This window comes from Paenibacillus sp. PAMC21692 (genome assembly GCF_014303795.1).
In the GTDB taxonomy this organism is placed as follows: domain Bacteria; phylum Bacillota; class Bacilli; order Paenibacillales; family Paenibacillaceae; genus Pristimantibacillus; species Pristimantibacillus agaridevorans.
Window position 1 is genome coordinate 4,365,607 of the sequence record NZ_CP060293.1, and the last position, 17,756, is coordinate 4,383,362.

Consider the following 17,756-nt stretch of genomic DNA (forward strand, 5'->3'; position numbering starts at 1 on the left):
AAACGATGACGCGTTTGCTTGGCGAACGCCAAAGGAGGCTCGTGAATGACCGTACATTCCGATGAATTGATGAAAATCGCGGTAGATGCAGCAGAAGATAAAAAAGCCGTGGACGTCATTGCGCTTAATCTTAAGGAAGTGTCGCTGGTGGCGGATTATTTCGTTATCTGCAGCGGCAACTCCGATACGCAGGTGCAGGCGATCGCGACGGAGATTCGCAAGCAAGCCGAGAAAAACGGGGCAAGGGTACGCGGTCTCGAAGGCATGGATACGGCAAGATGGGTGCTGATCGATCTCGGCGATGTGATCGTCCACGTCTTCCACCGCGAAGAACGCGAATATTACAGCCTGGAGCGGCTGTGGTCGGACGCGAAGGTCGTGGAATTCGCATGACGCTGACCGCTGGCACGAGACAGACCCTGCGCGTCGCAAGAGAAGTATCGCCTTACGGCTTCTTTCTGAGCGACGGCGAGTCGGAGGTGCTGCTGCACTATACGGAGCTGATTGGCTCCAAGCCGCATATCGACGATTCCGTCGACGTGTTCATCTATTACGATTCCGAGGACCGCATCGCCGCGACAATGAAGCAGTCGCTGCTTCATCTTGGAGAGCTGGCGCGGCTTCGGGTGGTGGACGTGCATCCCAGGCTGGGCTGCTTCCTGGAGATGGGTCTTAGCCGTCACCTGCTGCTGCCGCTCTCGGAGCTGCCGGAGAGCATCCCGTATCGCCCGCTTCCCGGCGATGAAGTATACGTCACGATGCGCCATGACAAGATCGGCAGGCTTGTCGCCAAGACGGCCTTCGAGGAAGAGTTGTCGCCGCTCGTTTTCCCTGCTCCCGCAACGTGGAAAAATAGCTGGGTGGAGGGCTGGGTGACGAAATCGCTTCAGATGGGCTCCTTTGTCATCGTGGACGGCGGAGTCGTCGGCTTCGGCGTGTACGGGCTTATTCCGAGCCCGGAACGAACGAAGGCGCTTCGTCTCGGCGAACGCGTACGAGCCCGCGTCACCTTTATTCGGGAAGATGGCAGAGTCAATTTGTCGATGACGGAGCGCAAGGAAGTTGGCCGCGTCGAGGATGCTGACCGTATTTTAGCGTTCCTTAAGGAACGCCCTGGCGGAGCTATGCCATACTCCGACGAGACCGAGGCGGAGCTTATCAAGAAACGTTTCGGGATTAGCAAGTCCGCCTTCAAGCGGGCGCTTGGCAAGCTGATGCGGGAAGGTATCGTGACGCAAAAAGGGAGCTGGACCCATCTGGCCGCCGAGCAGGAGGAGTCCGGTGCAGCCGGCGGTGCAACTCGCGAAGAAGGGACTGAAGGCAAGTGATCATGGGGCAATCCTACGGACAATTCGCGCTCGTTTATGATCAACTGATGGAGGATATGCCCTACGTAGATTGGCTCGGGTTCGCCCGCGAGAGCTGGTCGCGTTACGGCATGCCCTCCTCTGTTGTGGATCTGGGCTGCGGAACGGGGAGCTTGTCCATCCCGCTTGCGCGTTCGGGCTTCCATGTCTACGGCATCGATCTGTCTTCGGACATGTTATCCGTCGCCAGGAGCAAGTGGGACGAAACGCCCGAGCAGGCTGTACGGCCTCGTGCCGGCACGATTCGTTGGCTGCAGCAGGATATGCGGGACTGGGGGATCGGAGAGCCCGTAGACTCCGTCTTGTCGTTCTGCGATTGTCTAAATTACTTGACGGAGGAAGCCGACATAGAAGCTGCATTCCGGGCGACTTACCGGGCGCTTAAGGACGGAGGATCCTTTCTGTTCGACATGCACCCTCCGTCCCAACTGATCCGATACGCAGCGGAGCAGCCGTTTGTCCTTGACGAGCGGGATATCGCCTACATATGGACATGCGACTTCGAAGAGCAGCGCTGCCAGATCGAGCATAACTTGACGATCTTCGCGCGCGAGAAGGACGCCCGGTTCTACCGCTTCGAGGAAACCCACCATCAGCGGGCTTATGACCCCCAGTGGGTCGTTGCGGCTCTGCGCCGCGCGGGGTTCCGTACGGTGGATGAATACGCGGATTTTGAGTTTAAGCCGCGGAACGCCGGCTCGGAGCGTCTATTTTTTGCCGCGATCAAATAATCGCAATGTTTCGCTCAGAATCAACAACGAGCCTCTATCAGCGCTTTTTTTAGGCGCGGGCAGGGGCTTTGTCGCTGTTCGCGAACCTCCACTTGCGACGATAGTTCGAACGTCCTGTTTTTTGGATGCTATTCATATCTGGTGTCGAAATGTCGATATTGGTAAGCATGTGCCAAATTGCAGAGCGAGGTTCCCGCGTGGTGGATCATTCCCTCAATGCATCCATAAGTCGACTGTTCATCGGCGACCCCGATGCCGGCTTGCGGGATGCGGAACGGCGTAATTTTCGCAGCTCCTCTTCCAGCCTGGATGCCTTGGATTCCAGTTCTTTTATATAGGCAAACACGTCCGTTGCGTCCATGCCGGACGCTCTCTGCATGTCCTTAAGCGCCGACAACACCTCTTCGGATGTCAATTTTCTCATAATTTCAACCCCCATTATACCTATAAAATGTCACTATCCCATCATAGTCTTATCTGTTAAAATAGTCGAGCATGTCAAAAAAAATAGATTAATAAGATCTCCATAATTTTCATTGACTATACCTATATCTTGATGTAAAATCAGAAACATCAACTACATATTGATGGTTTAAGGGCTTATGAGATCTACCAATGGTATATCGCAACGAGGCGCAGCTGCCCGCTGTAAAGGGGTAGAAGCGCTTTTTCATTGCTAAAAATCAGTAGGGGAGCTGGCATGCGATGTTAGTTGTCTATGACTCGAAGACGGGAAACGTGAAGCGGTTCATCAACAAGCTGAATATGCGATCGGTGCAGATCGACGAAAATACGGAGATCAACGAACCGTTCGTGCTCGTCACTTATACGACGGGATTCGGTCAGGTGCCGGAGAAAGTAAACACGTTCCTGCGGAACAATCATGGACTGCTTCGCGGCGTATCGGCAAGCGGCAATCGGAATTGGGGGAGCGGCTTCGCCAAGAGCGCGGATACGATCTCCACGCTGTACGATGTGCCGGTCATACTGAAGTTTGAGTTGTCGGGAACGAATCGGGATATGCAATATTTTGTCGAAAGGGTGCGTGCCATTGAAGCTATTTGACGAACTAAGCACAGATACGAAAGCGATGGGAGCGACGGCGACCCTAGCCGAAGCCAAGGCCGAAGTGAAAAGCGATACGAAGCAAACAGACATGAAACATATCGAATTGAACAATCAGTTGATGCAACGCGGAGCCGACGGGTTCTACCAGTTAGAGAAAGACAAGGAAGCGGTCGAAGCATTTATGGCCGAAGTGGAGCAGAAGAGCATGAAGTTCGGCTCGCTGCGCGAGAAGCTGGACTACCTCATAACGAACGACTATTACGATGATGTATTCGTTAAATATACATTCGAGCAAGTGGAGGCCGTCTTCAACTTAACGGCAAATAGCGGTTTCCAATTCCAGTCGTACATGGCAGCTTCGAAGTTCTACAAGGATTACGCGATGAAGACAAACAACAAGGCGCATTACCTGGAGCAATATCCGGACCGCGTCGCGATTGTAGCCTTGCATTTGGGCGAAGGAGATGCCGACCGCGCGCTTCGCATCGCGGAAGCGATGATCGAGCAGCGCCTGCAGCCGGCGACGCCGACGTTCCTGAACGCGGGCAAGAGCCGCCGCGGCGAGATGGTATCCTGCTTCCTGCTGGAGATGGACGATTCTCTCAACTCTATCAACTACGTGCTGGGCACTTGCATGCAGTTGTCCAAGATTGGCGGGGGCGTGGCGGTAAATCTCTCCAAGCTTCGCGGGCGCGGCGAGCCGATCAAAGGCGTGGAAGGCGCGGCCAAAGGCATCATGCCGGTGCTCAAGCTGATGGAGGACGCTTTCTCCTATGCGGACCAGATGGGCCAGCGCAAAGGCTCCGGCGCGGGTTATTATAATATTTTCGGCTGGGACATTATTGAGTTCCTGGATTGCAAAAAAATTAATGCAGACGAAAAATCGCGTATCAAGACGCTGTCGATCGGACTCATTATCCCGAACAAATTTTACGAGCTGGCTGCCCAGAACAAGCCGCTGGTCGTATTCGGTCCCCATTCCGTGCATAAGGCTTACGGCCAGCATCTGGATGACATGGACATGGACGAGATGTACGATGAGCTTCTCGCCAACGACAAAGTAACGAAAAAAACCGTGATGAACGCTCGCGACATGCTGACAAAGATTGCGTCCATTCAGCTGGAATCCGGTTACCCGTACATCATGAACAAGTCCAACGCCAACCGCGTACATGCGCTTAAAGATATCGGCAGCGTGAAGATGTCCAACCTGTGTACGGAAATCTTCCAGCTGCAAGAGACATCGGAAATCAACGATTACGGCGTGGAGGACTTCATCCGCCGCGACATCAGCTGCAACCTGGCTTCCCTTAACATCGTGAACGTCATGGAACGCGGCAAAATCAAAGATTCCGTTCATGTCGGCATTGAAGCCCTTACGACGGTCAGCGACCTGTCGAAGATCGACAACGCGCCGGGCGTGCGCAAGGCAAACGACGAGCTGCATTCCGTCGGTCTCGGCGCGATGAACCTGAACGGTTACCTGGCGAAGAACAAAATCGCTTACGAAAGCGACGAAGCGAAGGAATTCGCGAACGCGTTCTTTATGATGATGAACTTCTACTCCCTGGAAAAAAGCATGGAGATCGCGAAGGAACGCGGCGTCACGTTTAAGGACTTCGACCGTTCCGAGTACGCGAAAGGCACTTACTTCACTCGTTACATGGAGACGGACTACCATCCGCAATCCGACCGCGTGAAGGAATTGTTCCAGGGCATGGAGATTCCGTCCCCGCAAGATTGGGCGGAGCTCAAGGAGAAAGTGCAGCGTCACGGCTTGTACCATGCATACCGTCTGGCGATTGCGCCAACGCAAAGCATCTCCTATATCCAAAATGCGACATCGAGCGTTATGCCGATCGTCGAGCATATCGAGACTCGAACCTATGCGAACTCGACAACGTATTATCCGATGCCGTACCTGTCGCAGGATAACTTCTTCTATTACAAGTCGGCGTATAACATCAACCAATTCAAGCTGATCGACCTGATCGCCGAGATTGGCCAACATATCGACCAAGGCATCTCCACCGTTCTTCACGTTAACAGCAACGTGACGACCCGCGAGCTGGCGCGCTTCTACGTCTACGCCGCTCAGAAGGGCCTGAAGTCGCTGTACTATACAAGAACGAAGCGCCTGTCTGTCGAAGAATGCACAAGCTGCGCCGTTTAAGAGGTCGTCAAAAAGTTGTGCTGAGAACCGAACTTTTTGAACAGGAACTTTAAAGCGCAGCTTCACCCTGCGGGTGGACGAACCCGCGACTATGTTAGCGAAGAAGGAGCATGCCTACTTATGAAAGCCGTTAACTGGAACCGCCCGGACGATGATTTTACACTGACCTTCTGGCAGCAGAACGTCATGCAATTCTGGACGGACGAAGAAATTCCGTTATCTGACGATAAGATGGATTGGATGGCGATGACCGACGAAGAGCGTACGCTCTACAAGAACGTGCTGGGCGGACTGACGCTGCTCGATACGATTCAAGGCGGCGTCGGCATGCCTAAGATACTTGAACATGTGGACGGTCTGCAGCGCAAAGCGGTATTGTCCTTCATGTCGATGATGGAACAAATCCATGCCAAGTCGTACAGCAGCATCTTCACGACGCTGGCTTCCGGCGAAGAGATCGATGCGATCTTCCGTTGGGTGGAGGAGAACCCTCAACTGCAAAAGAAAGCGAATATGATCGCTACCTGGTATTCCAACATAACGACCCCGCAAGAGCTGTATAAGGCAATGGCTGCTTCCGTATTCCTGGAGAGCTACCTGTTCTATAGCGGCTTCTTCTACCCGCTTTATCTGGCGGGCCAAGGCAAGATGACGAGCAGCGGCGAGATTATCGACCTGATCCTTCGGGACGAAAGCATCCACGGCTTGTACGTCGGCGTACTGGCTCAGGAGTTGTTCGCGACGTTCACGCCAGAGGAGCAGGCTACGCTGCAAGCGCAAGTTCTTGCGCTGCTGCACGAGCTGTACGAGAACGAGGTTATCTATACGGACGACCTGTACGGTCCGGTTGGCTTGGAGGACGAAGTAAAAACCTACGTTCGTTACAACGCGAACAAAGCGCTTATGAATCTTGGCATGGAGCCGTACTTCCCGGAAGAGCCGGTCAATCCGATCGTCTTTAACGGCATCAGCACACATACGAAGCAACATGACTTCTTCTCGAAGAAGGGCAACGGCTATGTGCGGACGATTCACGTCGAACCGCTGAATGACGACGATTTTGTATTCAATTTCTAACTACATTCATATACTCATTCATGTCATCGCTCTCGAATAAGCCTTTCGGCTATGCGAGGGCGATTGTTGCTAAAAAGGCTTGCGAGCCACCTCAAAAAGTTCGAGTGAACTACCTTGTAAAGTTCGAGTGAACTACCTCTAGAAAGGAGCTTGGAGAATGAAGTCTATTGCCGTTCTACAATTGGCACAGCGGTTCAAGCTGGAGGTGCTTGCAGGCGCCGAACGATTGGACCGCAGGATCGCGAAGTCCCGCGCTTATCGGCCGGGCCTTGAGTTCACCGGGTATTTCGACTTTTTCCCGCAGGCGCATGTTCAGGTGCTGGGGAGGAAGGAGATTACATACCTGCACAGCCGGACGGAGGAGGAACGAAACCACCATATCGGCAATATCGTCAAATATCATCCGCCCTGTTTCGTCGTGACGGCAGGCCAGGAAGGACTCAAGTATTTGACCAAATATTGCGAGCAAGAAGGCATTCCGCTTTTACGGACGAAGGATGCGACGGCGTCCTTCCTAGGCATGCTCGAAGCGTATCTCGTCAAGGAGCTGGCGCAGGAAATCGCGGTGCACGGCGTCTGCCTGAACGTATCGGGCATCGGCATTTTGCTGCGGGGCAAGTCGGGCGTGGGCAAAAGCGAAACGGCCCATACGCTGATCCGGCGCGGCCATCGCCTTGTCGCCGACGACATCGTCGTGCTCAAGAAGCTGAGCCCGCAGACGCTGCTCGGCAGCCATAACGAGAAGTCCAAGGAGTTTCTCGCGCTTCGCAGCGTCGGGCTCGTCAATGTCGTCCGGCTGTACGGACGCAAGGCGTTCCAGGACGAGACGCGGATCGCGCTGGACATCGAGCTTACCAAGTGGCGCGACAACGAGCTCAACAACGATCTGGAGCTGGAGCCCAAATTCGTGGATTACATGGGCGTCAGCGTGCCGCACTTCGAGATTCAGCTGCAGCCCGGCCGGGATGTGGCAGGACTCATCGAAGCCGCGGCGAACAACTGGTATTTGAAGCAACAGGGCTACAGCGCGATGGAGGACTTCATGCAGCGGCTGCAGCAGCAGGACGATTAAGGCGCCTGACAGACCAACCGGCATAGACTGGCGTCGCCAGGCAGATCGAGCAACCGGTGCAGACTGGTGTAAGCGGATCGTACGACGAACGAACCTGGCGGCGGTCTCATCGAATGCATCCCGGAGGATAGTCCGACTATCCATCGGTCTTGAGACATGTTACACTAAGGGAGTCAGCCCATTTTCCATCTGTCACAAGTTCACCCGAGTCAAAGGCGTTCATCCGCCTGGCTGGTCAAGTTTTGCTCGACAAAACGTGAAGGAGGAAACAACGTGGAAAATTGCTCAATCGTCACAAAGCCTGCCCTCAATGTGGTGGGCATCAGTTACAGCGGCCCGTATTCGTCCTTCCCGGATGATGCCATCAGGCTGCAGACGGAGATTCTGTCGCGCAAGCACGAATTAAACGAAGCCATCAAGGGGACTGTCATTTATTGCCCTTATTATGGTAACGAAGCATTCGCGACGTATTGGGCTTGTTATGAGGTGCAGCATCTGGAGGAAGTGCCTCCCGGCATGGTGCAATGGACGATTCCGGCCAGACGGTATGCCATGGTAGCCAGCTCCAATAAGCGAGTCGGAGAAGGTTACGAGCAGCTAAATACCTGGATGGCTGAGCAGAAGCTGGAGAAAGAAGAACGCGCCGTATCACTGGAGCTGTTCTATATCGACGAGCAGCATTGGGAAGAGGAGCCGGTCGAGCTGCTAATTCCGCTGCGGGAAGAAGATCATTAAATGATTATAAAGAGCTTGCAGAAGCAGGTTCTTTTTTTCTGCGATTATAGTTGGTTGGAGAAGGAGTTGCGACAAATTGAGCAGGCCGATCTATGTAGTAGATGCATTTACCCGGACTCGATACGGGGGCAATCCAGCGGCGGTATGCATCGTAGATGACCCCATAACGGACTTGGAGATGGCCGCGATTGCAGCGGAGATGAATTTGTCCGAAACGGCGTTTGTGCAGCAGCAGGATGACAGAGTATACAGTCTTAGATGGTTTACGCCGCAGGCGGAAGTGGAGTTGTGCGGCCATGCGACCCTTGCCGCCGCGCATGTGCTGTGGGAGAGCGGACGGTTGGATGTGGCAAAGGAGGCGGCGTTCGACACGCTTAGCGGGAGATTAACCGCCATACGCAATGGAGAAGATGGCACCATTGCCATGGACTTCCCCGCCGAGCCGCCGCTGCCGGTGCAAGCGCCGCAGGAGCTGCTGGAAGGTCTCGGACTTATTCCCCGTTATGTCGGGCGCAACCGGATGGATTATATTGTGGAGATCGACGGAGAGGGGACCGTACGGACGCTGAGACCGGACTTTGGCATGCTGAAGCGGCTGGATGCTCGAGGGGTCGTGGTAACCAGTCGAGCAGACTCATCGGCAGAAGCAGAAGGTGTGCGTTACGACTTCGTATCGCGGGCTTTCTACCCAATACTCGGCGTCGACGAGGATCCTGTGACGGGCTCTGCCCATTGCGGTCTTGCGCCGTATTGGGCCAAACGGCTGCGCCGGACGGAGCTTGCCGGCTATCAAGCTTCGGCGCGCGGAGGACTGGTTGGCATGTCGATGAGGGAGGAGCGCGTGCTGCTCTCCGGTCATGCCGTCACCGTGCTGAGAGGTGCGATTGAGAGTTAAAAGATATCAGCGGCAAAAAAAAGAAACCTCCGATACCGCGAACAGAGCGGTGAACCGGAGGTTTCTTCCGTTCAATTATAGGAAAGTCTATCCCCATACTTAACCTATCATCCCCGGAATGAACGCGCTTCGAAGCTATACAACAGCGACAGACATTTCACGTTGCAACGTTTGGCGAATCGGCACCAGGCAAGCGCCATACATGCGTTATCCCAAGTTTTTCGCAGAGGCGGGAAGCGACTTGAAGCTGGAAACGCGGTTCTTTCCGTTCATCTTGGAATAATACATCGCCTCGTCCGCCTGCTTGACCATCTCCTGTACGGAACCGCTCTCCTTGGATGTGCTGAAGCCGACGCTGACGGTAACGATCGTCTCGCTCTCGATGCGCTTGCGAATGCTCTCCGCAACGACATCCGGCTTCACGCGTTCCGTGCTGATGCAAGCCAGCAGCTCTTCGCCGCCGTATCGCCCGGCAGAGCCGATGCTGCTGGCCTCCTCCTTAATAATCTCGGCTACCCGCTTAAGCACGATGTCCGCCTTGAGATGGCCCTGCGTATCGTTAAGGCGCTTGAAGTTGTCGATATCGCAGAAGATGATCGCCATAGACTTGCTGCCCTTAAGCAATGCATCCGCCTTGCTGCTGAAATGGCGGCGATTGTACAGGCCCGTAAGTCCGTCGACAATGGACGACTGGTAGGTTGACATCAGCCGATCAATGACCCACTCGAACAGCAGCATGAACATTAAGCTGAAGTACGCAATGGGGAGCAGGAGGCCCAGCAGAAGCAGCCAAGGCTGCCCGCCGTGGAAGACGTAAGCGTCGGCCATGCGTGCCAGCTCTCCGATGAAGTACACAATCAACCCTGTATAATATTTTGGACTGAGGTCCGCCACTCGCGTCGCCAGCAATATAATAAGAGTAACGACGATCATGTAGACGTCCAGCAGCGGGAACGATACGATCAGCCCCTCTCCGGATGCGCCCGAGCCGGAAGGAGCGACCGCGTATTGGGCTGCGGCGAGCGCGACGGTCGCGCCCGCCATGATCAGGAAGGGCAAGCTTCGCAGTTGGGCGGTGCGATAAGTATATAATTTCATGAATACAAAGTTTATAATGATAAAAGAAACGATCCCCAGCAAGCTGGATGCCAAATAAATCCAAGGCGACAATGACTGCCTGGAGAAAGCGAGACCAATCAGGACGGCCTGCTTCGCCATCATTAACGAAATTGCGGCAATCAGCCATCTGTAGGTTACTTTGTTGCGATAGCTTGCATATAGTTTGATTGACATAAACAGCATCAGAATGAGGACGACGATGACGGACGTGGAAGAGAAGAGTACGCCGTTCGGTCCCGTGAGCCATTGCATCATTGTCATAGGTTAAACCACCGTTATGTAGGAATGTCTGGAGGAAGCCAGCGACTTTAGGTCGTGTCTGAAAACCCGCTCAGGGGCATCTTTCACCGCCTTTCCGCCCCCTGCTTCGTCACTTTTGCTTGACGTAGCCTTAGGTAACGCCTTCACAAAAGTTCCTTGCATGGAACGAAAATTCGGCAAAATCTGCTCCCCTCGGAGTATTCAGACACGCCCTAGACTTTTTGAACACGAACTTTACAGAAACATATGTTCTAATATATCATATTCCAGTAGTTTCGTAACCATGAATCTGGCACTATTTTCGAAGCGGAGTTACGCTTTAGACTTTTTATCGGGAGTTGGCTCATGAATATTTTGCAGGCATTGTTTTTCCCGCCGGAGCAGCCGGGCGGCGTATCGTCGATGGTGCCTTATATACAGGAACGGTTCATCAAGATGGGATGGGGAATGGAGCTGTTCTCGCTGCCCAAGCGCGTTAGAAACAAAGGACAGGAGGAAGTGAGCTTCGAAACCTTCGAGCATCGCGACTTCGAAGATAATCCTCTGGTCGCCAAATATATACAGACATACAAGGATTACGTGTGGTGGACCAAGTTGAGATTGCAAAAGTCTTACGATATTATTCATGCCCATCATCCGATCGCGGCGCTTGTCATGAAGCAGCTCTATCCCGACACGCCGCTTATTATGACGATCCACTCCAGCTATGAGCGCGAGCTGATGCTCAACGGCAGGATCCAAGAGGGCGGGACGGAGCACCGCTTCCTGACATCGATTTATCGGGAGCTGGAGGCGAAGGCGGATCTACTGACAACCGTGTCGGTGTCATTTCGCTCGTATATCGCGCCTTACGTGGAGCAGCCGGAGGCCATCAAGGTCATTCCCAACGGCTACGACGAGAAGCGGTTCAAGCCGATCGCGCATGATAATGCCGTTACGCAGTTGATTACCGTCTGCCGGCTCGTGCCGGCCAAGGGACTGGACATTCTGCTCCGGGCTTGCGCCGAATTGAAGGCGCGCGGCTGTCCGTTCGTGCTGCACATCATCGGTGACGGCCCTATGCGCAAGGAGCTGGAGGCGCTCGCGCAGGAGCTTAATTTGTACGACGACATCATCTTCTACGGCTATATGCTTCATCCCGAGGAATTTATGCCGTTCTTCGACGTGTTTGTCCTGCCTTCGCGCGCGGAGGCGTTCGGCTCCGTATTCGCGGAGGCGGCGCTGTGCTGGCTGGCGCTGGTGGGCACGAATGTGGGCGGCATCGGAGAGCAGATCGAGGATGGCGTTAACGGACTGCTCGTAGAGCCGGAAAATCATCTGGCGCTGGCCGAGGCGCTGGAGAAGGTCGTATCGGATCCCATCTACCGTCATAACCTGGCGAGAGCGGGTTGGAACAAGGCGAAGAAGGAGTATTCGCTGCAAAGGGTCATCACGCAGTTCAAAAAGGTCTATCTCGGACTGAAGCCGGAGGGACCGGCAACGTAAAATGGCGGCCTTCCTCAGAAGAAGGTCCGTCTAACTCGGGAAGAAGGGAGCTGAGTCGAAAGTGGGTGTGTCTTTCCGATTTATTCATGCCGCGGATCTGCATCTCGACAGTCCGTTTCGCGGACTCGTCAAGGCGCCGGACGCCGTTCGGACGGCGCTCTCTGCCGCCACGTTCGCGGCGCTGAGACGATTAACGGATGCGGCGATCGAACATGAAGTCGACTTCGTTGTCGTGGCCGGCGATCTGTTCGACGAGGCGGACCGCTCCCTGAGAGCCCAGTTCGCGCTGATGAAGGAGTGGGAGCGTCTCGCCGGGCATGGCATTGCCGTGTATGCCATTCATGGCAATCACGATCATCTGGGCGGCAGGCGAGCTAGGCTAAAACTGCCGGATGGCGTACATATTTTCGGAGCCAATCGGGTACAATCCGCGCCTGCCTATACGAGAGGCGGCGAGCTGGCGGCCAACGTCTACGGCGTATCCTACGGCGAGCGGGCGGTGACCGAAAACCTGGCCTTGAGTTATGCCGCGGATGCCGATGCTCCCTATCATATCGCATTGTTGCATGGCAATGTGGGAGGTGACCCCTCTCACGACAGTTATGCGCCATGTTCCTTGGAGCAGTTGACCGGCGGCGGCTTTCACTATTGGGCGCTTGGCCATATTCATAAGCGCGAAGTGCTGCATCAGTATCCCCATGTCGTCTACTCCGGCAATTCGCAAGGCCGCAATCCGCGAGAAATCGGGGCCAAAGGCTGCTATCTTGTCGATGTGTCCGCCTCGGGAGCGACCGATCTGACATTCCTTCCGCTGGATGCCGTCAGATGGCAAGAGATGATCGTGCCCATCGAAGGCGCTGCGACCGAGCAGGAGCTGCTGAGCAGACTTCAGGCGGCGGCAGGCAGTGCCTCTGAAGAGGGCGAAGGGCGGCCCGTTATGTTAAGGCTTAAGCTTGCGGGGAGCGGTCCTCTACATGCGCGTCTTAAGGATGGGTCGTTGACAGCGGCTCTGCTGGAGCAGCTTCAGGAGGAGCTCTGGCGAGAGGGCTCTGCATGGGTGTACGTCCACAGCCTGGAAGCTTCGACCTTCGCGCAGATGGACTGGGCCGCGCTTGCCATGGATGATGGCTTTACAGGCGAGCTGTATCGGCTTGGAGAGAGGCTGCGCGAGAATTCCGAGGCTTGGAGAATGTTCGCAAGGGCTGCGATCTCGGACATCGACAGCCATGCCAAGTTGGGCAAGCTGTGCCGGCGGAGCTGGGACGAGCTGCCGATGGATTGGCTGGAGGAGGCGCGCCTGCTTGCCATCGAAGCCATCGCGGAGGAAGGGGAAAAGGAATGAGGCTGATCGAAGCGCGTATTGACGGATACGGCGAGTTGAATGATCGGAGCATCGGACTGGATGCTCCGGTCATTGTCGTCTACGGGCCTAACGAAGCAGGCAAGAGCACGTTGTTCGGCTACCTGCGAACGATGTTGTATGGTTTCCCGAGACGATCTTCCCCCGGAGAACGCCATGAGCCTGCTGGAGGCGGCAGACATGGAGGGAGGCTTGTTTTCGCCGATGCGCAAGGACGCGGGTTTCTTCTGGAGCGTTACGCGGCAATTGCAGGCGGAAAGCCCAAGGTAAAGCAGTGGCAGCGCGACAACGGCGAAAAAAGGCTTAATGACACGGAATTCGGAACGGAGCGGGTACTGGAGCAGGCCGCATGGGAGGGGCAGTTTCTCGGCGGCGTGCAGGAGCGGCTCTATCGGCAGCTCTTCGCGATCACGTTGTCGGAGCTGATGGAAGTCGGTACATTGTCCGGCGGCGAGCTAGGCCGTTATCTCTATCAGGCCGGCTGGGAGGAGGGGCGCGCCGTTGCGGCAGCCGAAAAGCGTATACAAGCCGAGATGGACGAGCTGTTCAAGCCAAAGGGGACGAACCAGAGTCTGATCGGCTATGCGCGAACGATCGAATCTCTCGATGCGGAACTCCGAGGTCTGGAGGACGGCATCGATCGGTTCAATGAACTTACGCGAGAAGGAGAGACGACAGAGCGGGAGCTTGCGGCGCTGGAGGGAGCGGTACCGGCTGCTGAAGAGCGTGTTCGGCTGCTGCGCAAAGCCGTGAAAGCCAGGCCGATCTGGCTGCGCGGCATTCAACTGCGCGCCGAGATGGAGCGGCTCTCGGGTGCCGGACATCTGGCTGCGGATGCTTCTTCAGTGTGGGATGATTTGCAGGGTAGACGAGAGTTGCTGAAGAAGGAGGCCGCTCGACTTCGCAAGGAGCTGGAGCAGGCAGAGGGCGGAAGGCGGTCGCTTTCGTATGACGATACGCTGCTCGCGCGGGGCGACGAGCTCGAAGCGACGCTGCAAGGGGCGGAGCGAATCCGCGGCCTGTCTATGCAAGTTTCGGAATGGCGGGTCGAGCTGGAGTCGCTGGACGAAGTTATCGCCAAGCTGGTTACAGCTATATCGCCCGAATGGACGGAACGTCAGCTTCGTGAATTAATGGTAACGGTAGCAGATAAGGAAGATGTCCGGGACGTTCGCGAGCGGATGCTGGTCATGCATCGCAAGGAAGAGAAGTTGGAAGCCGAATGCGAAAGTATGCAAGCCCGGCATCTCGAAGCGCAAGCGCTCCTTGAGGAGACTGAAACCGCGCTTCGGCTGGAGCGGCTGCCCGAGAGCGCTGCAGGAGGCGATGGCATATACTCGCTGCTGGAGCTGACTCCGACCGGCCTGGCTCAAGCCTGGTCATCGGTTGATGAAGCGCTTCGCGCATGGGAGCTGGAGCGGGCTCGTCAGCAATCCGCAAGCCCGTCCGCAGGCGCCGTGACGAAGGAGGAGGTCATCGAGTCCAGCGTGGCCAGGACAAGCTGGCTGCCGTGGGGCATAAGCGGGCTTGGCGCTGCCTCCTTGCTCGCAGCCGGCTCGCTGGCCGGACTGCTGGGCGATCTATCCGACGGTGCTTTAGCCGCAGCGCTTCTGATTGGCGGTGCATCCGCCGCGCTTTTGGTCGCAGGCCGACTGTCCGCGGACAGAGGTGCAGACAGGGCAAAAACGAGAGGGAAATCCCATCGAGGAAGCCGTTTGGCTGGACGCTCCGGCAAAAGCGGCAACAACAGGGGCTGGAGCGCTGCAACAGGCGGCATCCCTGACTCTGCGGAGACGGCCAGTGCAGCCGAGGAGCGGATAGTGAGGGCGCTTGGGCTGCTCGTGAAGGATCCGTCAGCGGTTTTGGGCGCGTTAATTGACCGCTCCGCGGGAAGAACGCAGCCAGAAGCGAAATCAGCGCTGCTAACTATAGTCGGGGCAACCGGCGACCATCTGGCCCGCAAGGAGAGATTAGCCTCCCGTATGGACGAGCATGAGGCGAGACTGAGCCGGATTCGCGCCATGCTGGACGAGCGCGAAGCTGCTTTGGCGATAGCCGTGGCCGAGATACGCCAAGCAGCGGCGGAATGGCGGAGCTGGCTGGCCGCGCGAGCCTTGCCCGAGAGCCTGTCGCCGACAGCCGCGCTGGAGACGTTCGAGCTTGCAGAAGGCGCAATGGATCGTCTGCGCCAGTACGACCGGCTCTCCGCAAAAATAGCGGCAGCCGACCGCGAGCGGTCGGATTACGTCCGGCATGCGGTTGCCCTCTGCGAAGGTTACGCCGAATGGCGGCGCCAAGCTGCGCAGGATCCCGTGCTCGCGTTGACGCTGCTGCAAGGAGAGTATCGCAGACAAGCTGCCTCCCGTTCGGAGGAGTTGTCGCTTGCCGCTCAAGTAGCCAAGACGACCGAACAATTGTCGCATGCGGAATCCGCTCTTTCGATTATGGGCACGGAGATTGGCGGCCTGCTCGAAGCGGCAGGCGCAGCAACCGAAGAGCAATACGAGACTGCCTTGCATAATCGGGTGCGGCTTGGAGAATGGGAGGGGGAATACAGTCTGGTGCAAATCGAGCTGACCGCCGGACAATCCCCCGAGCGCTTGGCGCAGCTTGAAGCATTATGGACAACCTGCGACGAGCTGGTGCTGGAGCAGTCCCTTCGCGAGGCCGAACTCGAAGCTGCCCGACTATCGGAGCTGCAGCAGTCTTGGCTGGAGCGCAGAGGACGCGTCAAGCAGGCGATGGAGCACTTGACCAGCGCGGAAAAGCGCGGCGAGCTGCTGTCGAAGCGCTCCATGGCTGTCTCTGCTCTGGAGGCGGATTCCAGCCGCTACGCCGTATTGTCCGTTAGCCGAGCGCTCATTCGAGCGACGCGCAAGAAGTTCGAGGAGGAACGGCAGCCTTCCGTGCTCCGCCATGCTTCGGCCTATATGCGGCTTTTGTCGGAGGGGAGGTATGTGCGCGTTCTTGCCGGCGGTCCCGAGGCGGGCATAGGCATAGAGCGGAAGGACGGCATCGCCAAGGACAGCGGCCTGCTTAGCAGGGGAACGGCGGAGCAGCTGTATTTGTCGATGAGGCTTGCGCTTGCCCGGGAAGCGACGGGACCCGTCAAGCTGCCCATGCTGCTCGACGATCTGTTCGTCAATTTCGATCGCGCGAGATTGCATGCTGCCTCCGCGCTGATGAACGAAATCGCTTCGGAACGTCAGATCATCTTGTTTACCTGCCACGAGCATGTGCGGGATGCACTGCTTGCCGGCTGCAGAGATGCCGTGACCGTCGATATGACTCCGCAGCTAGCGACGACATTCCTTTCAGTCAGGAATTCCGGAACGTTACCCGACGGCGGATCATAAGAATGAGCCAGCCGAGACTGATAAGACCGAAGAGCGGATACAGCGTGGAGAGCAGCGGCCCGAACCCGATCTGACTGGCCAAATAACAAACCAGCAGCACCGCGACCGTCAGCCATTCTCTTGACAAGTTCGTGCGCTCCTTAAGCTGCAAGGTCAGGCCGTAGATGTTGGCGATAAGCGTCGTGAAAATTTCCGCAAAAATCAGGAACATGTAGATAAACTGAATGTACTGTCCCAGCTGTCTGGCGATGCCGCCCATGGGAATGGCAAATTGCTGGATGCCCGGCATATGCACGGAGAGAGCAATATGACCGGCGAGCAGCATAAAGCCGATGCCGATGCCGCCCAGCCACGACCCCATGACGATCGTTTGGCGATCGCGAATTTCCGCGCCTAGCGGAACGAGAACGGCTTGGGCAAGCGATAGATTGAAGGCGGTATACAGAAAAGGGGACGCCAGGGCGGCCCATGGGGAGTAGTCGGTGGACAACGTCAGAAATTTGGCGGAGCCCGGCGTGTGGAATGTGTGGATCATAACGAAAACAGTGAAAAGAAGCATGGTCGGAACGACGATGGCATTGACGGCAAGAATGGACTTCATTCCTTTGCGCAGCAGCAGAAAGCTGCCCGCCATCGTGATCAACAGTCCGGCCTGATACGCTATATTCCAATGCTCATAGAAGATGGTGCCTGCCCCGGCCAGCATGACTGCGGTCACGCCGAGCAAGATGACAAGCATAAAGAGGCTGATCAGCCGCCCGTATTTGTCGCCGAACAGCGCTTTGTTAAGATCTTCGTAGGAATTGGCGCGAATTTCGCTGGCGATAATCATCATTTTGGTGCCGAGCCAGATAAACAGAACAGTTGCGAACGCGATTGTGATCGTACCCCAATAACCGAATCTTGTGAAAAACTGCAAAATTTCCTGTCCCGTCGCAAAACCCGCCCCAACGATCGTACCCATATAAGTTGACGCAATTTGCAGCACCTTGCTTGTCCTCTTCTGCACCGGCGACCCTCCGATCCAACAGCATTCTCTTAACAGGGTATGTCCGAT

The 17,756-nt window shown here is 56.0% G+C and carries 15 protein-coding genes; 12 read left to right on the top strand and 3 right to left on the bottom strand.

Annotation, left to right across the window (positions count from 1 at the left end; translation table 11 throughout):
* Positions 1 to 45 precede the first annotated feature (45 nt).
* Genes rsfS through H7F31_RS17120 form a run of 3 tightly spaced genes read left to right on the top strand, consistent with a single transcriptional unit; the run spans position 46 to position 2,098 of the window.
* A complete protein-coding gene (gene rsfS / locus H7F31_RS17110; RefSeq protein ID WP_108991458.1) occupies positions 46 to 393 on the top strand; it encodes a ribosome silencing factor in 348 nt (115 codons plus the stop codon).
* On the top strand, positions 390 to 1,328 hold the full coding sequence (locus H7F31_RS17115; protein ID WP_187099760.1) for a CvfB family protein: 939 nt from the start codon (positions 390 to 392) through the stop codon (positions 1,326 to 1,328). The genes rsfS and H7F31_RS17115 overlap by 4 nt, the downstream gene beginning before the upstream one ends.
* 2 nt (positions 1,329 to 1,330) lie before the next feature.
* Positions 1,331 to 2,098: a class I SAM-dependent DNA methyltransferase gene (locus H7F31_RS17120; RefSeq protein ID WP_087571053.1), complete on the top strand. Its 768-nt coding sequence runs from the start codon at positions 1,331 to 1,333 to the stop codon at positions 2,096 to 2,098.
* 205 nt (positions 2,099 to 2,303) lie between these two features.
* Here the strand turns inward: H7F31_RS17120 and H7F31_RS17125 are convergent, their stop codons facing one another.
* Positions 2,304 to 2,522 carry a hypothetical protein gene (locus H7F31_RS17125; protein WP_087571054.1) on the bottom strand — a complete coding sequence of 73 codons (219 nt, stop codon included), beginning with the start codon at positions 2,520 to 2,522 and terminating at the stop codon, positions 2,304 to 2,306.
* Between the two features lie 281 nt (positions 2,523 to 2,803).
* Between H7F31_RS17125 and nrdI the strand changes: the two genes are divergently transcribed.
* The 6 genes from nrdI to H7F31_RS17155 all read left to right on the top strand — a co-directional run bounded on the left by nrdI (position 2,804) and on the right by H7F31_RS17155 (position 9,118).
* On the top strand, positions 2,804 to 3,163 hold the full coding sequence (gene nrdI / locus H7F31_RS17130) for a class Ib ribonucleoside-diphosphate reductase assembly flavoprotein NrdI (protein ID WP_187099761.1): 360 nt from the start codon (positions 2,804 to 2,806) through the stop codon (positions 3,161 to 3,163).
* A 91-nt stretch (positions 3,164 to 3,254) separates the two neighbouring features.
* A complete protein-coding gene (gene nrdE, locus H7F31_RS17135; RefSeq protein ID WP_187105405.1) occupies positions 3,255 to 5,339 on the top strand; it encodes a class 1b ribonucleoside-diphosphate reductase subunit alpha in 2,085 nt (694 codons plus the stop codon).
* A gap of 120 nt (positions 5,340 to 5,459) precedes the next feature.
* On the top strand, positions 5,460 to 6,416 hold the full coding sequence (nrdF, locus tag H7F31_RS17140) for a class 1b ribonucleoside-diphosphate reductase subunit beta (RefSeq protein ID WP_087571056.1): 957 nt from the start codon (positions 5,460 to 5,462) through the stop codon (positions 6,414 to 6,416).
* A 157-nt stretch (positions 6,417 to 6,573) separates the two neighbouring features.
* Positions 6,574 to 7,488 (top strand): HPr(Ser) kinase/phosphatase, encoded by a 915-nt coding sequence (gene hprK / locus H7F31_RS17145; protein ID WP_087571057.1) that lies wholly within the window; start codon positions 6,574 to 6,576, stop codon positions 7,486 to 7,488.
* Between the two features lie 273 nt (positions 7,489 to 7,761).
* A complete protein-coding gene (locus H7F31_RS17150; protein WP_187099762.1) occupies positions 7,762 to 8,223 on the top strand; it encodes a GyrI-like domain-containing protein in 462 nt (153 codons plus the stop codon).
* Positions 8,224 to 8,299: 76 nt separating this feature from the next.
* Positions 8,300 to 9,118, top strand: a complete 819-nt coding sequence (locus tag H7F31_RS17155) for a PhzF family phenazine biosynthesis protein (protein ID WP_187099763.1) — start codon at positions 8,300 to 8,302, stop codon at positions 9,116 to 9,118.
* A gap of 207 nt (positions 9,119 to 9,325) precedes the next feature.
* Here H7F31_RS17155 and H7F31_RS17160 read toward each other — a convergent pair whose 3' ends face one another.
* On the bottom strand, positions 9,326 to 10,498 hold the full coding sequence (locus tag H7F31_RS17160; protein WP_187099764.1) for a GGDEF domain-containing protein: 1,173 nt from the start codon (positions 10,496 to 10,498) through the stop codon (positions 9,326 to 9,328).
* A gap of 345 nt (positions 10,499 to 10,843) precedes the next feature.
* Here H7F31_RS17160 and H7F31_RS17165 point away from each other — a divergent pair, with 345 nt between their 5' ends.
* The 3 genes from H7F31_RS17165 (at position 10,844) to H7F31_RS17175 (ending at position 16,699) form a co-directional block, all read left to right on the top strand.
* A complete protein-coding gene (locus H7F31_RS17165) occupies positions 10,844 to 11,983 on the top strand; it encodes a glycosyltransferase family 4 protein (protein ID WP_187099765.1) in 1,140 nt (379 codons plus the stop codon).
* Positions 11,984 to 12,044: 61 nt separating this feature from the next.
* Entirely contained in the window at positions 12,045 to 13,325 is a 1,281-nt protein-coding gene (locus H7F31_RS17170; RefSeq protein ID WP_187099766.1) for a metallophosphoesterase family protein, read from the top strand.
* The gene (locus H7F31_RS17175; RefSeq protein ID WP_187099767.1) at positions 13,322 to 16,699 is read left to right on the top strand and encodes an AAA family ATPase; all 3,378 of its coding nucleotides are present in this window, start codon (positions 13,322 to 13,324) and stop codon (positions 16,697 to 16,699) included. The genes H7F31_RS17170 and H7F31_RS17175 overlap by 4 nt, the downstream gene beginning before the upstream one ends.
* On the opposite strand, the gene H7F31_RS17180 is transcribed toward H7F31_RS17175, so the two are convergent.
* Positions 16,662 to 17,708: a YkvI family membrane protein gene (locus tag H7F31_RS17180; RefSeq protein ID WP_261800026.1), complete on the bottom strand. Its 1,047-nt coding sequence runs from the start codon at positions 17,706 to 17,708 to the stop codon at positions 16,662 to 16,664. The two genes, H7F31_RS17175 and H7F31_RS17180, sit on opposite strands and share 38 nt — an antisense overlap.
* Between the last annotated feature and the right edge of the window lie 48 nt (positions 17,709 to 17,756).